Here is a 14,860-nt window from a genome sequence, read left to right as displayed (position 1 = left end):
GGCTGGCCAAGGCGCAAGTTAGGCGGCATTCGGGCGGACCATGACCGGGCCCGATCCGACCCCGCTGCCGCTCGACCGCCTGACGCTGCGCGGGGGCTCGGAGGCGGCTGCGCTGCGGGTGGGCGAGCGGCGCTGGACCTATGCCGAGCTCGAGCAGGCGGTCGGAGCGATGGCGTCGGACCTGCGCGCATTAGGGCTCGAGCAAGGCGACCGGGTCGCGAGCTGGATGGGCAAGACCGCCTTCGCCTGCATCGCGCCGCTCGCCTGTGCCCGCGCCGGGCTCGTCCATGTGCCGATCAACCCGGTGCTGCGCCGGGCGCAGGCCGAGCATATCCTCGAGGACAGCGCCGCGCGGCTGCTGGTGGCCAACCGGGCCCGGCTGGAGACGCTCGAGGTACGGCCGGAACAGGCGATCGCGCTCGAGGAGTGGAAGGAGGGCGGCGAGGCCTTGCCGCCGTCGGACCATGCGCCGGGCACGCTTGCCGCGCTGCTCTATACTTCAGGCTCGACCGGGCGGCCCAAGGGGGTGATGCTGAGTCATTCGAACCTGTGGCTCGGGGCGGTGAGCGTCGCGCATTATCTCGGGCTCGGCGCGGGTGACCGGACCCTCGCCGTGCTGCCGCTGGCGTTCGATTATGGGCAGAACCAGCTCCTCTCGACCTGGTATGCGGGCGGCGAGGCCATCGCCTTCGACTATCTCCTGCCGCGCGACGTGATGAAGGCGGTCGGGCGGACGCAAGCGACCGTGCTCGCCGGAGTGCCGCCCTTGTGGGTGCAGCTGGCCGAGCAGGAGTGGGGAACGGGCGGCGCGAGCCTGCGCACGCTGACCAACTCTGGCGGGCACATGCCCGAGCCTTTGGTGCGGCGGCTGCGGACGCTGTTTCCGCAGGCGCGGCTGCACCTCATGTACGGGCTGACAGAGGCGTTCCGCTCGGCGAGCCTCGATCCCGCTCTGGCGGATGCGAAACCCGACTCGGTGGGGACAGCGATCCCATTCGCCGAGCTGTCGGTTCGGCGGGCGAACGGAAGCGAGGCGGCACCGGGCGAGGAAGGCGAGCTGGTGCATGCCGGGCCGCTGGTGGCGCAGGGCTATTGGAAGGATCCCGAGCGAACGGCGCAGCGCTTCCGCGACGGCGAAGTGTGGTCGGGAGACCGGGCCGTGGTCGGCGCGGACGGACTGCTCCGAATCCGCGGACGCGACGACGCGATGATCAAGGTGTCGGGGCACCGGGTGAGCCCGAGCGAAGTCGAGGAAGCGGCGCTGGCGAGCGGCGCGGTCGAGGAATGTGTCGCGCTTGGGGTGAAGGACGAACGGCTCGGGCAGCGGATCGTGCTGGTGGCGGTTGCGAGGGGTGGCGGGGCCGAGGAGCGGCTGAAGGGCTGGCTCGCGGCCGAGCTGCCCGCGCACCTTCGCCCGAGCGAGATCCGCTGGGTCGAGAATCTGCCGCTCTCGCCCAACGGCAAGATCGACCGGGCGGCGCTGCAGGCGGAGCTGACGCGATGAAGGCGATGGGTCCGGTGCCGGCGGACTTCCAGGCCTCTGCCGACAATTGCCTCATGGTCGGGGACTGGCGTGCTCCGGACCTCGTCGCAGAGCAGGGTGGAACGCCGCTGTTCGCCTACGACAAAGCGGTCATCACCGAACGGGTCAGGCGTTTCCGCGCGGCGATGCCCGACGCGGTCAAGCTCCACTATGCGGTGAAGGCCAATCCCTTCCCCGATTTGCTTCAGACGCTGGCGCCGCTGGTCGATGGCTTCGACCTCGCCTCCTGGAAGGAGATGACGCTTGCCCAGGAGGTCGCGGGGCGCGACTTCCCGCTGAGCTTCGCCGGGCCGGGCAAGCCCGACTTCGCCCCGGACGGCGAGCAGGCGATGGGGGTGACGGTCAACCTCGAGAGCGAGGGCGAGTTCGAGCGCTTCGTCCACGGCGGCTCGAACCGCTTCGCGGTGCGGGTCAATCCGCCGTTCGGGCTCAAGGGGTCGGGCATGAAGATGGGGGGCCTCGCGAGCCCGTTCGGGGTCGATCACGACCGCGTGCCCGCGCTGGTCCGGCGGATCCTCGAGGCGGGCGCCGAGTGGCGCGGGCTCCACGTCTATGCGGGATCGCAGTCGCTGAGCGCCGCGGCGATCATCGAGAGCCAGCGCGCGACGGTGGCGCTGGCGGCCGAGATTGCCGAGGCGGTCGGAGTGACGCCGCCCGAGGTCAATCTCGGCGGCGGGTTCGGCATTCCCTATTTCGCGGGCGACGATTCCCTCGATATCGTGGCGGTCGGCGCGGCGCTCAGGGAGACGCTGGATCAGCGGCCCGCGATCCTTCGCGACACGCGCTTTGTGATCGAGCTCGGGCGCTGGCTGGTGGGGGAGTGCGGGATCTATCTGACCCGGGTGGTCGATCGGAAGGTCAGCCGCGGCAAGACCTTCCTGGTGGTCGACGGCGGGCTTCACCACATGCTCGCGGCGAGCGGCAACTTCGGACAGCTCCTCCGGCGAAACTATCCGGTGGCGGTAGCGGGCCGGTTCGGCTCCGAGCCGGAGGAAGAGGTGAGCGTGGTCGGCTGCCTGTGTACCCCGCTCGACATCCTTGCCGACGAGGTGATGCTTCCGCGGGCCGAGGTGGGCGACCTGATCGCGATCTTCTGCGCGGGCGCCTACGGCCTCACCGCGAGCCCCCAGGCATTCCTGAGCCAGAAGGCTGCGCGCGAAGTGGTGGTCTGATTTCGGGGATTGCTGCCGAAGGCAGTGGTGGCGGGGCCAGCTTTGGAACTGGCCCCTCCGTCAGCGCTGCGCGCTGCCACCTCCCCATCACTGCGTGACGGGGAGGTCCTGCAGTCCGACCTAGCTGTTCAGCGGGATCGCGCTGGCGCTGGTGTCGGCGGTGGTGCCGCGGCTTTCCTGGGTGAGGAAGCCCACGACATCGCGGCAGAAGCGCTCCTTGTCGGTCTCGAAGATGCCGTGCGGGCTGCCGTCATACTCGATCAGCGTGGCATGCGGCAGCGCCTCGGCAAGCTTGCGGCCGGTCCCCTGGATCGGGACGTTCTCGTCGCTGGTCCCGTGCAGGATCAGCGTCGGAATGCCGTCGAAGGCGGGCAGGTCGGGGCGGAAGTCGGTCGTCGCCCAGGCCTCGGCTGCGGCGTAGGTCGGACGCGCGCCGGCCATCATCGCCTGCTGGAAGCCGGCGTCGAGGACCGCTTCGCTGACCGGACGGGCAAGCACGCCCCAGCCGTAGAACTGCTTCAGGAAGGTCTGCATGAAGCCGGCGCGATCTTCCTTCATCTGCGCCGTGATCTGGTCGAGCTTCGACTGCGGGACGCCGTCGGGCCAGTCGTCGCTCTGCACGACCTTGGGCACGACCGAGCTGGCGAACACCGCCGCGCTGACCTTGCCGCGGCCCTGCTTGGAGGTGAAGCGCGCGACTTCGCCGCCGCCCATCGAGAAGCCGACCAGCGCGACCGGCTGGTTGATCTTGGCGTCCTCGAGGATCGCCGCGACGTCGTCGGCGAAAGTGTCATAGTCGTAGCCGTTCCACGGCTGGTCCGAACGCCCGAAGCCGCGGCGATCGGGAATGATGCAGCGCTTGCCGTTCTCGACCAGCTTGACGGCGAGGTCATCGAAGGTGTCTCCGGTCAGCGGCCACCCGTGCATCAGGACCACGGGATCGCCCTGACCCCAGTCCTTGTAGTAGAGCATCGTGCCGTCTTTTGCCTTGGCGTAGGGCATGTTTTCGTCCTTCCGTTGTTTCGGTTGCTTTAACGATACCAGCTTGAAGTCGTTGCGAGGCGGAGCGCCGATCTTTAGGCCTGAACAGGATGGCCAAGCTCAAAGCGCGTTACGTCTGCCAGGCCTGCGGGTCGGTCCAGCCCCGCTGGCAGGGGCAGTGCCCCGACTGCGCCGAGTGGAACACGCTGGTGCAGGAAAGCGGCGCTCCGACGGTCTTCTCGGCCAAGCACGATCTGCAGACCGGCGGGCGGGCGGTCGACCTCGTCGGACTGGACGCGCAGGTGAAGCTTCCCGACCGGGTGGTCACCGGGGTCGCCGAATTCGACCGGGCGGTTGGAGGCGGGCTGGTGCCGGGCTCGGCGATGCTGCTCGCCGGTGATCCGGGCATCGGCAAGTCGACACTGCTGCTGCAGGTGGCGGCGGCGGTCGCGCGGAGCGGCGGCGGCTCGGTCTACGTGTCGGGCGAGGAAGCGGTCGACCAGGTCCGGCTGCGCGCGCTTCGTCTCGGCCTCGCCGGAGCGCCGGTCCAGCTGGCGAGCGTCACCAGCGTCCGCGATATCCTGACCACGCTGAGCGAGGGCCCGGCGCCGGCGCTGCTGGTGATCGACAGCGTCCAGACGATGCACAGCGACCTCATCGAGGGCGCGCCGGGAACGGTCAGCCAGGTGCGTGCCAGTGCCCAGGAGCTGATCCGCTTCGCCAAGGATCGCGGTACCGCGCTGATCCTCGTCGGGCACGTCACCAAGGACGGAAGCATCGCCGGTCCGCGGGTGCTCGAGCATATGGTCGACGCGGTCCTCGGCTTCGAGGGCGAGCGGAGCCACCAGTATCGCATCCTCCGGGCGGTCAAGAACCGCTTCGGCGGGACCGACGAGATCGGCGTGTTCGCGATGGAGGGCGCGGGGCTGGCCGAGGTGCCCAACCCGAGCGCATTGTTCCTGACCCGGCGCGACGATCCGGTCAGCGGGACCGCGATCTTCCCCGCGCTCGAGGGGACGCGGCCGGTACTGGTCGAGATCCAGGCGCTGACCGTGCGGCTGGCGAGCGGTGCGACCCCGCGGCGCTCGGCGGTCGGCTGGGACAGCGGTCGGCTGGCGATGCTGCTGGCCGTGCTCGAGGCGCGCTGCGGGATGAGCTTCGCCAGCGCCGAAGTCTATCTCAACGTCGCGGGCGGCTACAAATTGAGCGACCCGGCGGCAGACCTGGCGGTGGCCGCTGCGCTGGTGTCGAGCTTCACCGAGCGGCCGGTGCCCGCCGAAGCGGTGGTGCTCGGCGAAGTCGCGCTGTCGGGCGAGATCCGCGCGGTGGCCCACACCCCGCTTCGGCTGAAGGAGGCGGCCAAATTGGGCTTCGAGGACGCCTGGGTGCCGGGCGGGGTCGAGGCGAGCGGGATCCGGGTCGCGCGCTTCGGACAGCTCCGCCAGCTGGTCGAACGGGTGGTCGGGAGATAGCGGCCGGTTCTTGGCATTCCGGCCGCTCCCCCGTATCCCGCACCGCAGCATGACCGCGCTCGATATCTTCGTCCTTCTCCTGCTCGGCGGCGGCGCGCTGGTCGGGTTCGTGCGCGGATTCGTGCAGGAAGCGCTGGTGCTCGCGGCCTGGCTGGCCGGCGTCGCCGCGCTGGTGCTGTTCCATGGCAGCGTGTCCGCCGAGCTTGGCGGCGTGGCCAAGGGCGAGGCGGGAGCCGCGGCGCTGGCCTTCGTGCTTCTGTTCCTCCCGGCCTATCTCGCGATGCGCTTTCTCGCCTATCGGCTGGGCAAGCAGGCGCGGACGTCGCGGCTCGGGCCGCTCGACCGGCTGCTGGGCGGCGGGTTCGGGATGCTCAAGGGGCTGGTCGGGGCGACCCTCTTCTTCCTTCTCGCCAACCTTGCCACCAACCTCGTCTATGGCGAGGGCTCGGCACGGCCCGAGTGGATGCGCGACAGCCGGACCTATCCTCTGCTCGACGCCAGCGGCCGGGCGATCGTCGCCAGCTGGGAAGAAGTGAAATTGAAGCGGGTTCAACGATGATCAGGCTCTACGACACGGCTGCGCGCGAGAAGCGCGAGTTCACGCCTCAGGACCCCGAGCGGATCACCATGTATCTGTGCGGACCGACGGTCTACGGCCGCGCGCACATCGGCAACATGCGCCCGGCGGTGGTGTTCGACACGCTCGCCCGGCTGATCCGGCATAGCTACGGGCCGGACAGCCTCGTCTTCGCGCGCAACATCACCGACGTCGACGACAAGATCATGGCCGCGGCGGCGGAGGAGGGCGTCGAGACGGGGGTCATCACCGACCGCTTCGAGCAGCATTACCTCGAGGATACCCGCGCGCTCGGCGTGCGCGATCCCGACATCGCGCCCCATGCGACGCAAGAGATCGGGCCGATGGTGGCGATGATCGAGGGACTGATCGCCAAGGGCCATGCCTATGCGGCGGAAGGCCATGTGCTGTTCGATGTCGCGAGCGATCCCGATTACGGAACGCTGTCGCGCCGCGACCGCGAGGCGATGCTGGCGGGTGCCCGGGTCGAGGTCGCGCCCTACAAGCGTGCGCCCGGCGACTTCGTGCTGTGGAAGCCGTCGACCGCCGAGCAGATCGGGTGGGACTCGCCATGGGGGCGGGGGCGTCCGGGCTGGCACATCGAATGCTCGGCGATGATCCGCGCGCATCTCGGCGAGACGATCGACATCCACGCCGGGGGAATCGACCTCGTCTTCCCGCACCACGAGAATGAGGCGGCGCAGTCGCGCTGCGCGCATGGTGGGGCGAGGCTGGCGAATTATTGGCTGCACAACGGCTTCGTCGATTTCGGCGCCGAGAAGATGAGCAAGAGCCTCGGCAATGTGGTGACCCCGGGCGAGCTTCTCGAGGCGGGCCACAAGGGCGAGGTGCTTCGACTGGCGCTGCTCAGCGCGCATTATCGTTCGCCGCTGCCGTGGACCGAGAGCCTGCTTGCGCAGAGCAAGGCGACGCTCGACGGCCTCTACCGCAAGGTCGGGACGGCGGCGGCGGGCACGATCGATCCGGCGGTGCTGGAAGCGCTTGGCGACGACCTCAACACGCCGCTAGCGGTGAGCCGGCTCGGGCAGATCGACGATCCCGCGACCCTGCGGGCAAGTGCGGCAATCCTGGGCCTGCTCGGCGAGAGCGAGGACGGCTGGTTCCGCGGAGCCGGCGACAGCGGGATCGACGCCAGGGTGGCGGCGCGCGATGCGGCCAAGAAGGCGCGCGACTTCGCGACCGCCGACCGGATCCGCGACGAGCTCAAGGCCGAGGGCATTTTGCTCGAGGACGGGCCGCAGGGCACGAGCTGGCGGCGGGCGTGACTCGCGAGCCGCCCTACACCCTCGACATCCTGCGGCTGGCGGCGTCGCTTCCGGTGACAAGCGAGGTGGAAGGGGCGGACGGCATCGGCGAGGCGCGATCGATCACATGCGGCTCGACGCTTCGCTGCTCGGTCCGGATCGAGGAGGGACGGGTGGCGGCGCTGGGCCAGAAGGTCACCGCCTGCGCCTACGGACAGGCGAGCGCGGCGCTGGTGCAGGGCTGGGCGCCGGGCAGGCTCAAGGCCGAGGTGATCGTGATGCGCGCGGCGCTCAAGGCATGGCTGGAAGGCCGAGGCGATCTGCCTGAGCCGTTCGCGGCGCTCGCACCCGTGCAGGGGCGGAGCGGCCGGCACGGGGCGGTGCTGCTTCCGTTCGACGCGCTGATCGCGGCCTGGAAGGGCAGCGAATGACCGACTGGCTGACCTCGGCCGCGGTGATGCTGGGCGCGGCGCTGCTGTTCGTCGGGCTGTTCCGCAAGCTCGGGCTCGGGGCGACGCTCGGCTATATCGTCGGCGGGATCCTGATAGGGCCCTATGTGCTCGGCCTCGTCGGGGACGCGGCGGCGATCAACCAGGTCAGCGAGATCGGGATCGCATTGCTGCTGTTCCTGGTCGGGCTCGAGCTCCAGCCGAGCCGGCTGTGGCGGCTGCGCAAGGAAATCCTGGGATTGGGGCTGGCGCAGTTGCTGGCGGCGGGACTGGCGCTGTCGGTGCTGGTCTGGTGGGCGCTCGGCCTGCAACCCGCGGTGGCGCTCGCCATCGGGCTGTCGCTCGGCCTGTCCTCGACCGCCCAGGTGCTGCCGATGCTTCGCTCGACCGGCGAGCTCAACAGCCCCTATGGCGAGAAGGCCTTCTCGATCCTGCTGCTGCAGGACCTCGCGCTCATTCCGCTGATCACCCTGTTCGGGGTGCTGAGCGTGCGCCCCGATCCCGAGGCGCCCGGTGGGCTCGAGATGGCAGGGCTGACGATCGCCGCGGTGATCGGGCTGGTGCTTGCGGGCAGGTTCCTGATCGTGCCGCTGTTCCGGCTGATCGGGCGGCTGGGCGAGCGCGAGCTGTTCGTGGTGGCGAGCCTGTTCACCGTGCTCGGCGCGGCGGCGGTGATGCATTCGATGCACCTGTCGGTCGCGCTCGGCGCCTTCGTCGCGGGCGTGATGCTGGCCGAGAGCCCCTATCGCCACGAGCTGGAAAGCGATGTCGAGCCGTTCCGCTCGGTGCTGCTCGGGCTGTTCTTCCTGTCGGTGGGAATGCTGCTCGACCTGAGGGTGGTGGCGGCGCAGCCGCTGACGGTGCTCGGGCTTGCGGCGGCGGTGATCCTGCTCAAGGCGGCGACTCTTTATCCGATCACCCGCGCCTTCGGGGTGCGGCCGGGGCGGGGGATCAGCCTTGCGCTGCTGCTGAGCCAGGCGGGCGAGTTCGGCTTCGTGCTGTTCGCGGCGGGCGCGTCGGGGCGGATCATCAGCACCGAGCAGGCAAGCCTGCTCGGCGCGGTGGTCACGACCTCGATGGTCGCGACGCCGTTCCTGATGCGGCTGATCGGCTGGCTCCAGCGGCGCCGGCCCGAAGCGCATGTCGACCGCGAAGGGCCGGAATTCTCCCCGGAGACCAATGCGATCGTGGTCGGATACGGGCGCTTCGGCCAGACCGTGGCGCAGATGCTGATGGCCAAGCGGATCCCGGTGACGCTGATCGACAGCAAGCCCGACCAGATCGACCTGGCCGGGGAGTTCGGGACCAAGGTCTATTATGGCGACGGGACCCGGATCGACCTGTTGCGCACCGCGGGGGCGGCCGACGCGGAGGCGATCCTCTTCTGCCAGGACGGGGACGCGCTCACCGCCGAGCAGCTCGCGCCGATCCTCGAGGCATTCCCGCAGGCGACGGTCATGGTCCGGGTGTTCGACCGGCGGCATGCGCTTGCGCTGGCCGGGCTCGACGTCGCGCTGCTGCAACGCGAGGTGCTCGATTCGGCGGTGACGATGGGCCGCGCAGCGCTTCAGCGTCTGGGCGTCGGCGAGCGCGAGGCACTTCGGGTCGAACGCGAATATCGCGAGCGCGACGACGAGCGGCTGCAACTCCAGATGGAGAGCGGCGACCTCAAGACCGGCTTCGAGCGGAGCTTCGCCACCACACCGCTCGACGACTAGTCGGCGCGGGCGAGGAAGTCGCCGAGCGTCGCCTCCTCGACCCCGTCGCTGAGGAAGGCGTCGCCGATGCCGCGCGAGAGGACGAGGCGGAGCGCCGCGCCTTCGTTCTTCTTGTCGGTGCGCATCAGCGGGAGGAGTTGCGAGCGGTCGACACCGGTCTCGGCCAGCGTTGTCGGAAGCCCGCTGTCGGCCAGGTGCCGGCGGAGCCTCGCCGAATCCTGGTGCGAGCAGAACTCGAGTTCGGCGGAGAGCGTCATGGCGAGCACCATGCCGACCGACACGGCTTCGCCATGAAGGACCTGGCCGAGTCCTGCGGCGCTCTCGATCGCATGGGCGAAGGTATGGCCGAAGTTGAGCAGCGCGCGAACCCCGCTGCGGTCGGTGACGTCGGCCTCGACCATTCGCGCCTTGGCGGCGACGCTCTGCCAGACGGCTTCCTCGCGATATTCGCGATTGCCGGCGAGGAGCGCGGCGCCGTGATCCTCGAGCCACTCGAACAGGGTCTCGTGGCCGATCCCGCCATATTTGACGATCTCGGCATAGCCGGCGCGGAGCTGGCGGTCGTCGAGAGTCTCGAGAAGGCTGACGTCGGCGATGACCAGCGCGGGCTGGTGGAACATGCCGACGAGGTTCTTCTGGCCGAGGAAGTCGATCGCGGTCTTGCCACCCACCGCGCTGTCGGCCTGGGCGAGCAGCGTCGAGGGCAGGTGGACGACCCTGAGGCCGCGCTTGAACAGGCCGGCGGCGAGCCCGGTCAGGTCGCCGACAGCGCCACCGCCAAGTGCCGCGACCGCGGTCGAGCGGTCGAGGTTGCGCTCGGCGAAGGCGGTCAGAAGCAACTGGAGGTGGGCGAAATCCTTGGCATCCTCGCCGCGGGGGACGAACAATGGCTCGCACGGGATGACGGCGGAGACCCGCTCCCCATGCAGGCTCCACACATGCTCGTCGGTGACCAGCGTGAGGGGACGGCCCCGGGCATGGTCGCGAAGGCGGCTCCGGCAGTCCTCGAGACTGGCGACGAGCACGTCATAGCGGTCGTCGCCGGCTTGCACGGTCAGGCTCTTCACGCTTGCTCCTCGAGATGCCGACCGATCGCGGCGATGATCTTTTCCACCACCTGAGAGTGGCTGCCGCCCTCGCTCGGCACGCGGATATGCGCTTCCGCGTAGGCGGGGCGCCGCTCCTCGTCGAGCCGGCTGAGCGTGGCCGAGCGGTCGCCGTCATTGAGCATCGGCCTGGTCTCGGGACGGCGCGCGGTGCGCTCGGTCAGGAGGCCGACCGGGGCATCGAGCCAGACGGTGATGCAGCGCTGGTTGAGGAGGCTTCGGGTCTCCTCGTTGACGAAGGCCCCGCCACCGGTGGCGATCACCCGCACCGGGCCCCCCGCAAGGCGCGCGACCACCCGCCGCTCGCCATCGCGGAAGTCGCGCTCGCCGAAGCGGCGGAAGACCTCGCCGGCGGACAGGCCAGCCGCGTCCTCAATCTCCGAATCGCTGTCGACGAAGGGCAGGCCGAGCCGGCGTGCGAGCCGCCGCCCGACCGTCGACTTGCCAGCGCCCATCAGCCCGACCAGCACCACCGGCCGGTCGAGCTTGCCATGGAAGGGGGGGGCGCGCCTGGACATGCTTGGCGGGGCTATACAGCGCAGGCCCAAGTCGGCAAAAGCCCGCCTCATGGCGATACGACGCAAGCCGCCGCACCCGGCGCGAGGCCTCATCATCTGGCTGGTGATCCTGCTGCTCCTTGTCGGAGCGGCATGGTGGCTGGCGGATTCGGCGAAGGAAGTCCCGACCCGCCCGATCGAGGTGGACGTTGCCCGCCCGGCCTGACCGCCGGCTGTGGCTGGGCGCGAGCCTGGCGGCGCTGATCGCGCTTCCGGCGCTGGCGCAGGAAAGCCTGCTTCCGCCGGGCTTCAACGAGACCGCGCCGCCGCCCGAGCGCCCCGCCGGCGAGGCCAGCCTGCCCGCCGACAGCAGTGCGCGCGAGGCGGCATCGCGGCGCTCCTCCGGTCCGTCGGAGGGGAGCGGAGTCGTCGAAAGCGATTCGCTCGGCGCCGACGAGATCGCCGAGCTTCCCGCGCCGCCACCGCCGGTCGAGATTCCCGACGCTTCGCGCCGCGACCCGCGCCTGGTGGGCGCGATCGATCCCGAGCAGTGGGGCTTCGGAGCGCAGCCCTGGGGCGCGGCCAACGGCACCTTCCTGTCAGGGCTGATGCGGCGGCTCGACACGCCGATGCCGAGCCGCTGGCTCCACATTACCCTTCGCAACGCGCTGCTGAGCCGGAGTCCGGCGCCGGCCGCGGTGAATCCGGTGGACTGGGTCGCCGAGCGCGCCTGGCTGCTGCTCCGGATGGGCGAGGCCGACGCCGCGGCGATGCTGGTCGCCGGAGTCGACGTCGCCGATTATACCGACAAGATGACCCAGGTGGCGGTGCAGAGCGCGCTCGCCACCGCCGACCCGGCGGCGCTCTGCCCGCTGCGCGAGCGGATGCGGACGATCGAGGCGCGGGTGATCGCATTGACCGACTCGATGTGCGCCGCCTTGAACGGCGAGGCGAGCACGGCGGCAAGCGGGATCGAACAGGCGCGCCGCCGTGGCCGGATCGGCGGGATCGACCTGGTGCTGGCCGACAAGGTGGTCGGGGCGGGCGCCGATACCGGCCGCGCAGTCACGGTCGAATGGGACGACGTGCAGGGGCTGACCGCCTGGCGCTTCGGTCTTGCGACCGCGACCGGCATGGTGCCGCCCGAGCGGCTGATGACCTCGGCACCCGCGCGGGTGCAGGCGTGGCAGGCGCGTGCGCCGCTGCTCAGCGCCGAGCAGAGGCTGGCATCGGCGCGGGTCGCGACCGGGCTCGGGGTATTCTCCTCGGCCGCGCTCGCCGACCTCTATGCCGGCATCTATGATTCGACCGACCCGTCCGAGCTCGCCGGGACCGACGCCTGGCAGCTTCGGCTGGCCTTCACCGGCGATGACAACCGGCAGCGCGTCGGGGCGATGCGGCGCCTGTGGGGCAATGACCGCGACCCGGTGCAGCGACTGGCGGGCGAGGCCCTGGTGTCGCTCGCCGCAAGCCGCATCCGTCCCGATGCCGCGCTCGGCAGCGACGTCCCCAAGCTCATCGCCTCGATGCTCGCGGGCGGTTACGACCGGGCCGCGGGACGCTGGGCGGGGGCGGTCGCAGCGCTCGACGACGATGGCGCGGCAGACCGCTCATGGGCGATGCTGGCGCTCGGGACACGCGCTCCGGTCGACCTCAGCGAAAGCCGGATCGAGGACTTCATCGACCGCGACGAGAGCGCCGACAAGTTCCGCAGCCGGCTGCTGGTCGCCGGCCTTGCCGGGGTCGGGCGGATCGACGGCGCGCTGGCGACGCAGCTCAACGCCCAGTATCGGCTGGGCCTCGGGCGGACCAACGGCTGGACCCGGATCGCGGTGCAGGCGGCCGAGCAGCGCCAGTCGGGCAGCGCGGTGCTTCTGGCGGCGATCGGGATGCAGGCCGGGGCTCCGGATCGGATCCCCTCGGCGCACCTGTTCCGCGCGCTGACCGCCATGCGCCAGTCGGGCCTCGACTATCAGGCGCGAATGGTGGCGGCCGAGATGCTGGCGCGCACCTGACCTTGCCGCGGCCGGCGTGAGGGACAGCGACCGCGCGCTGGTCGACCGTTTCGCCGACATGCTCGCGGCGGAGAGCGGAGCGGCGCGCAACACCTTGCTCGCCTATCGCAGCGATCTCGCCGCCGCCGCCGAGGTGCTTGGCGAGGTCAACAGCGCCGGGACTGCCGAGCTCGCGAAACTGGCGGGCGCCTGGGCCGAACTCAGCCCGGCGACGCTCGCTCGGCGCTCGGCGGCGCTTCGACGCTTCTTCGCCTTCCTCGTCGACGAGGGTTTTCGCACCGACGATCCATCCTCGGCGCTGCCGCGGCCGCATACCGTCCGCCCCCTGCCGCGCCTTCTCGAACGGGCCGAGGTCGACGCCATGTTCGAGGCGGCCGAAGACCGTGCGGCGAGCGGCCAGCCGCTTGCGCTGCGCAACCTCGCGCTCCTCGAGATGCTTTACGGATCGGGACTTCGGGCGACCGAGCTGGTCAGCCTGCCGGCTCGTGCCATGGCCCGGCCCGAGCCCTTCCTGATCCTCTCGGGCAAGGGCGGCAAGGAGCGGCTGGTGCCGATCTCGGACCGGGCCCGGACGGCGGTCGCCGCCTGGCGCGAGACCCTGCCGAAGGGGGCGGCCTGGCTTTTCCCGGGTGGCAAGGCGCACATTAGCCGGGTGCGGCTGTTCCAGCTGATCCGGGCGATGGCGACGGATGCCGGGATCGCGCCCGAGCGGGTCAGCCCGCATGTCCTTCGCCACGCCTTCGCGACGCACCTCCTCGGCAACGGCGCGGACCTGCGCGTGCTCCAGGCGCTGCTCGGTCATGCCGACATCGCCACCACCCAGATCTACACCCATGTCGACAGCGCGAGGCTGGTCGAGCTGGTCAACCGCGCCCATCCGCTGGCACGGGGCGCGCTTGCCAAGCCGGGCGGTCCGTCCTAGCCGCCTCAGCCGATATGTTGACCTTTCTCGATTTTGAAAAGCCGATCGCCGAGCTCGAGGCCCGCGTCGGCGAGCTGAAGGATACGGCCCGTGGCGGCGACCTCGACCTCGACAGCGAGATCGAGCGGCTGGAGGCCAAGTCCGACAAGCTGCTGCGCGAGACCTATTCGCGGCTCACCCCATGGCAGAAGGCGCAGGTCGCCCGGCATCCCGAGCGTCCGCACTTCCGCGACTATGTCGCCGGTCTGACCGAGGATTTCACCCCGCTCGCCGGGGACCGCGCCTTCGCCGACGACCAGGCGATTCTTGGCGGCCTTGCCCGGATCGACGGGCGCAAGGTGATGCTGATCGGCCATGAGAAGGGTGCCGACACCGCCAGCCGGCTGCGGCACAATTTCGGGATGGCCAAGCCCGAGGGCTATCGCAAGGCGATCCGGCTGATGGACCTCGCAGACCGCTTCGGGCTTCCGGTGGTCAGCCTGGTCGACACGCCGGGTGCGTTCCCGGGGGTCCAGGCGGAGGAGCGTGGGCAGGCGGAGGCGATCGCCCGCTCGACCGAGCGCGGGCTGGCGCTCAAGGTTCCCTCGATCGCCGCCATCGTCGGCGAGGGCGGCTCGGGCGGGGCGGTGGCGATCGCCGCCGCCAACCGGGTGCTGATGTTCGAGCATGCGGTCTATTCGGTGATCAGCCCCGAAGGCTGCGCGTCGATCCTGTGGCGGACGGCCGACAAGGCGGCGGACGCGGCCGAGGCGATGAAGATCACCGCCGCGGACCTCCTCGGCCTCAAGGTCGCCGACCGGATCGTGCCAGAGCCGCTCGGCGGCGCCCACCGCGACCCCGCCGCAGCCATCGCCAACCTCAAGGCGGCGATCGTCGAGGAGCTCGACGGACTGGGCAAATTGTCGCCCGACGAACTGCGCGCGGCACGCCGGGAGAAGTTCCTGGCGATCGGGTGACGAATGCGCCTTGCGTGGGGGACATACCCCCGCTAGAGGCCCGTTCCAGCGTGGGCGTGTAGCTCAGTGGTAGAGCACTGTGTTGACATCGCAGGGGTCGCAAGTTCAATCCTTGCCACGCCCACCATTATAAGCCTCGGAAAACCAAACGGTTTTCTGGGGCTTTTTCTTCGCCCAGATGGTCCGG

14 protein-coding genes and 1 tRNA gene are annotated in these 14,860 nt (G+C 70.3%); 12 read left to right on the top strand and 3 right to left on the bottom strand.

The window, feature by feature from the left end:
- Positions 1-40 precede the first annotated feature (40 nt).
- On the top strand, positions 41-1,504 hold the full coding sequence (locus ABD727_RS09620; RefSeq protein WP_344707195.1) for an AMP-binding protein: 1,464 nt from the start codon (positions 41-43) through the stop codon (positions 1,502-1,504).
- The gene (locus ABD727_RS09615) at positions 1,501-2,715 is read left to right on the top strand and encodes a pyridoxal-dependent decarboxylase, exosortase A system-associated (protein WP_344707194.1); all 1,215 of its coding nucleotides are present in this window, start codon (positions 1,501-1,503) and stop codon (positions 2,713-2,715) included. Before ABD727_RS09620 ends, ABD727_RS09615 begins: the two co-directional genes overlap by 4 nt.
- A gap of 120 nt (positions 2,716-2,835) precedes the next feature.
- Here ABD727_RS09615 and ABD727_RS09610 read toward each other — a convergent pair whose 3' ends face one another.
- Positions 2,836-3,717, bottom strand: coding sequence for an alpha/beta fold hydrolase (locus ABD727_RS09610; RefSeq protein ID WP_344707193.1), 882 nt, complete (start codon positions 3,715-3,717; stop codon positions 2,836-2,838).
- Between the two features lie 89 nt (positions 3,718-3,806).
- Between ABD727_RS09610 and radA the strand changes: the two genes are divergently transcribed.
- Genes radA through ABD727_RS09585 form a run of 5 tightly spaced genes read left to right on the top strand, consistent with a single transcriptional unit; the run spans position 3,807 to position 9,177 of the window.
- The gene (gene radA / locus ABD727_RS09605; RefSeq protein WP_344707192.1) at positions 3,807-5,168 is read left to right on the top strand and encodes a DNA repair protein RadA; all 1,362 of its coding nucleotides are present in this window, start codon (positions 3,807-3,809) and stop codon (positions 5,166-5,168) included.
- Between the two features lie 49 nt (positions 5,169-5,217).
- Complete coding sequence (locus ABD727_RS09600; RefSeq protein ID WP_344707191.1) at positions 5,218-5,727, top strand: CvpA family protein; 510 nt, start codon at positions 5,218-5,220, stop codon at positions 5,725-5,727.
- A complete protein-coding gene (cysS, locus tag ABD727_RS09595; protein WP_344707190.1) occupies positions 5,724-7,031 on the top strand; it encodes a cysteine--tRNA ligase in 1,308 nt (435 codons plus the stop codon). The genes ABD727_RS09600 and cysS overlap by 4 nt, the downstream gene beginning before the upstream one ends.
- Positions 7,028-7,441 carry an iron-sulfur cluster assembly scaffold protein gene (locus ABD727_RS09590; RefSeq protein WP_344707189.1) on the top strand — a complete coding sequence of 138 codons (414 nt, stop codon included), beginning with the start codon at positions 7,028-7,030 and terminating at the stop codon, positions 7,439-7,441. Before cysS ends, ABD727_RS09590 begins: the two co-directional genes overlap by 4 nt.
- Positions 7,438-9,177 carry a cation:proton antiporter domain-containing protein gene (locus tag ABD727_RS09585; RefSeq protein ID WP_344707188.1) on the top strand — a complete coding sequence of 580 codons (1,740 nt, stop codon included), beginning with the start codon at positions 7,438-7,440 and terminating at the stop codon, positions 9,175-9,177. The genes ABD727_RS09590 and ABD727_RS09585 overlap by 4 nt, the downstream gene beginning before the upstream one ends.
- On the opposite strand, the gene aroB is transcribed toward ABD727_RS09585, so the two are convergent.
- Both aroB and ABD727_RS09575 read right to left on the bottom strand, forming a co-directional pair.
- Positions 9,174-10,244: a 3-dehydroquinate synthase gene (gene aroB, locus ABD727_RS09580; protein ID WP_344707187.1), complete on the bottom strand. Its 1,071-nt coding sequence runs from the start codon at positions 10,242-10,244 to the stop codon at positions 9,174-9,176. The genes ABD727_RS09585 and aroB overlap by 4 nt on opposite strands.
- On the bottom strand, positions 10,241-10,801 hold the full coding sequence (locus ABD727_RS09575) for a shikimate kinase (RefSeq protein WP_344707186.1): 561 nt from the start codon (positions 10,799-10,801) through the stop codon (positions 10,241-10,243). The genes aroB and ABD727_RS09575 overlap by 4 nt, the downstream gene beginning before the upstream one ends.
- Positions 10,802-10,850: 49 nt before the next feature.
- Here ABD727_RS09575 and ABD727_RS09570 point away from each other — a divergent pair, with 49 nt between their 5' ends.
- The 5 genes from ABD727_RS09570 (at position 10,851) to ABD727_RS09550 (ending at position 14,800) form a co-directional block, all read left to right on the top strand.
- Positions 10,851-11,006: a hypothetical protein gene (locus ABD727_RS09570; RefSeq protein WP_344707185.1), complete on the top strand. Its 156-nt coding sequence runs from the start codon at positions 10,851-10,853 to the stop codon at positions 11,004-11,006.
- Complete coding sequence (locus ABD727_RS09565; protein ID WP_344707184.1) at positions 10,990-12,795, top strand: hypothetical protein; 1,806 nt, start codon at positions 10,990-10,992, stop codon at positions 12,793-12,795. Before ABD727_RS09570 ends, ABD727_RS09565 begins: the two co-directional genes overlap by 17 nt.
- A 16-nt stretch (positions 12,796-12,811) precedes the next feature.
- Positions 12,812-13,717, top strand: a complete 906-nt coding sequence (locus ABD727_RS09560; RefSeq protein ID WP_344707183.1) for a tyrosine recombinase — start codon at positions 12,812-12,814, stop codon at positions 13,715-13,717.
- Between the two features lie 14 nt (positions 13,718-13,731).
- Positions 13,732-14,673: an acetyl-CoA carboxylase carboxyltransferase subunit alpha gene (locus ABD727_RS09555; RefSeq protein WP_344707182.1), complete on the top strand. Its 942-nt coding sequence runs from the start codon at positions 13,732-13,734 to the stop codon at positions 14,671-14,673.
- A gap of 52 nt (positions 14,674-14,725) precedes the next feature.
- A tRNA-Val gene (locus tag ABD727_RS09550) sits at positions 14,726-14,800 on the top strand.
- The last annotated feature ends 60 nt before the right edge of the window (positions 14,801-14,860 follow it).

Origin of the sequence: Sphingomonas swuensis (genome assembly GCF_039538045.1) — a bacterium.
Lineage (GTDB): Bacteria > Pseudomonadota > Alphaproteobacteria > Sphingomonadales > Sphingomonadaceae > Sphingomicrobium > Sphingomicrobium swuense.
This window is presented reverse-complemented; position numbering and strand designations above follow the sequence as displayed.

Coding starts and splice junctions, on each gene's coding strand:
- ABD727_RS09620 (WP_344707195.1), top strand. CDS start 41: ATGACCGGGCCCGATCCGACCCCGCTGCCGCTCGACCGCCTGACGCTG.
- ABD727_RS09615 (WP_344707194.1), top strand. CDS start 1,501: ATGAAGGCGATGGGTCCGGTGCCGGCGGACTTCCAGGCCTCTGCCGAC.
- ABD727_RS09610 (WP_344707193.1), bottom strand. CDS start 3,717: ATGCCCTACGCCAAGGCAAAAGACGGCACGATGCTCTACTACAAGGAC.
- radA (WP_344707192.1), top strand. CDS start 3,807: ATGGCCAAGCTCAAAGCGCGTTACGTCTGCCAGGCCTGCGGGTCGGTC.
- ABD727_RS09600 (WP_344707191.1), top strand. CDS start 5,218: ATGACCGCGCTCGATATCTTCGTCCTTCTCCTGCTCGGCGGCGGCGCG.
- cysS (WP_344707190.1), top strand. CDS start 5,724: ATGATCAGGCTCTACGACACGGCTGCGCGCGAGAAGCGCGAGTTCACG.
- ABD727_RS09585 (WP_344707188.1), top strand. CDS start 7,438: ATGACCGACTGGCTGACCTCGGCCGCGGTGATGCTGGGCGCGGCGCTG.
- ABD727_RS09575 (WP_344707186.1), bottom strand. CDS start 10,801: ATGTCCAGGCGCGCCCCCCCCTTCCATGGCAAGCTCGACCGGCCGGTG.
- ABD727_RS09570 (WP_344707185.1), top strand. CDS start 10,851: ATGGCGATACGACGCAAGCCGCCGCACCCGGCGCGAGGCCTCATCATC.
- ABD727_RS09555 (WP_344707182.1), top strand. CDS start 13,732: ATGTTGACCTTTCTCGATTTTGAAAAGCCGATCGCCGAGCTCGAGGCC.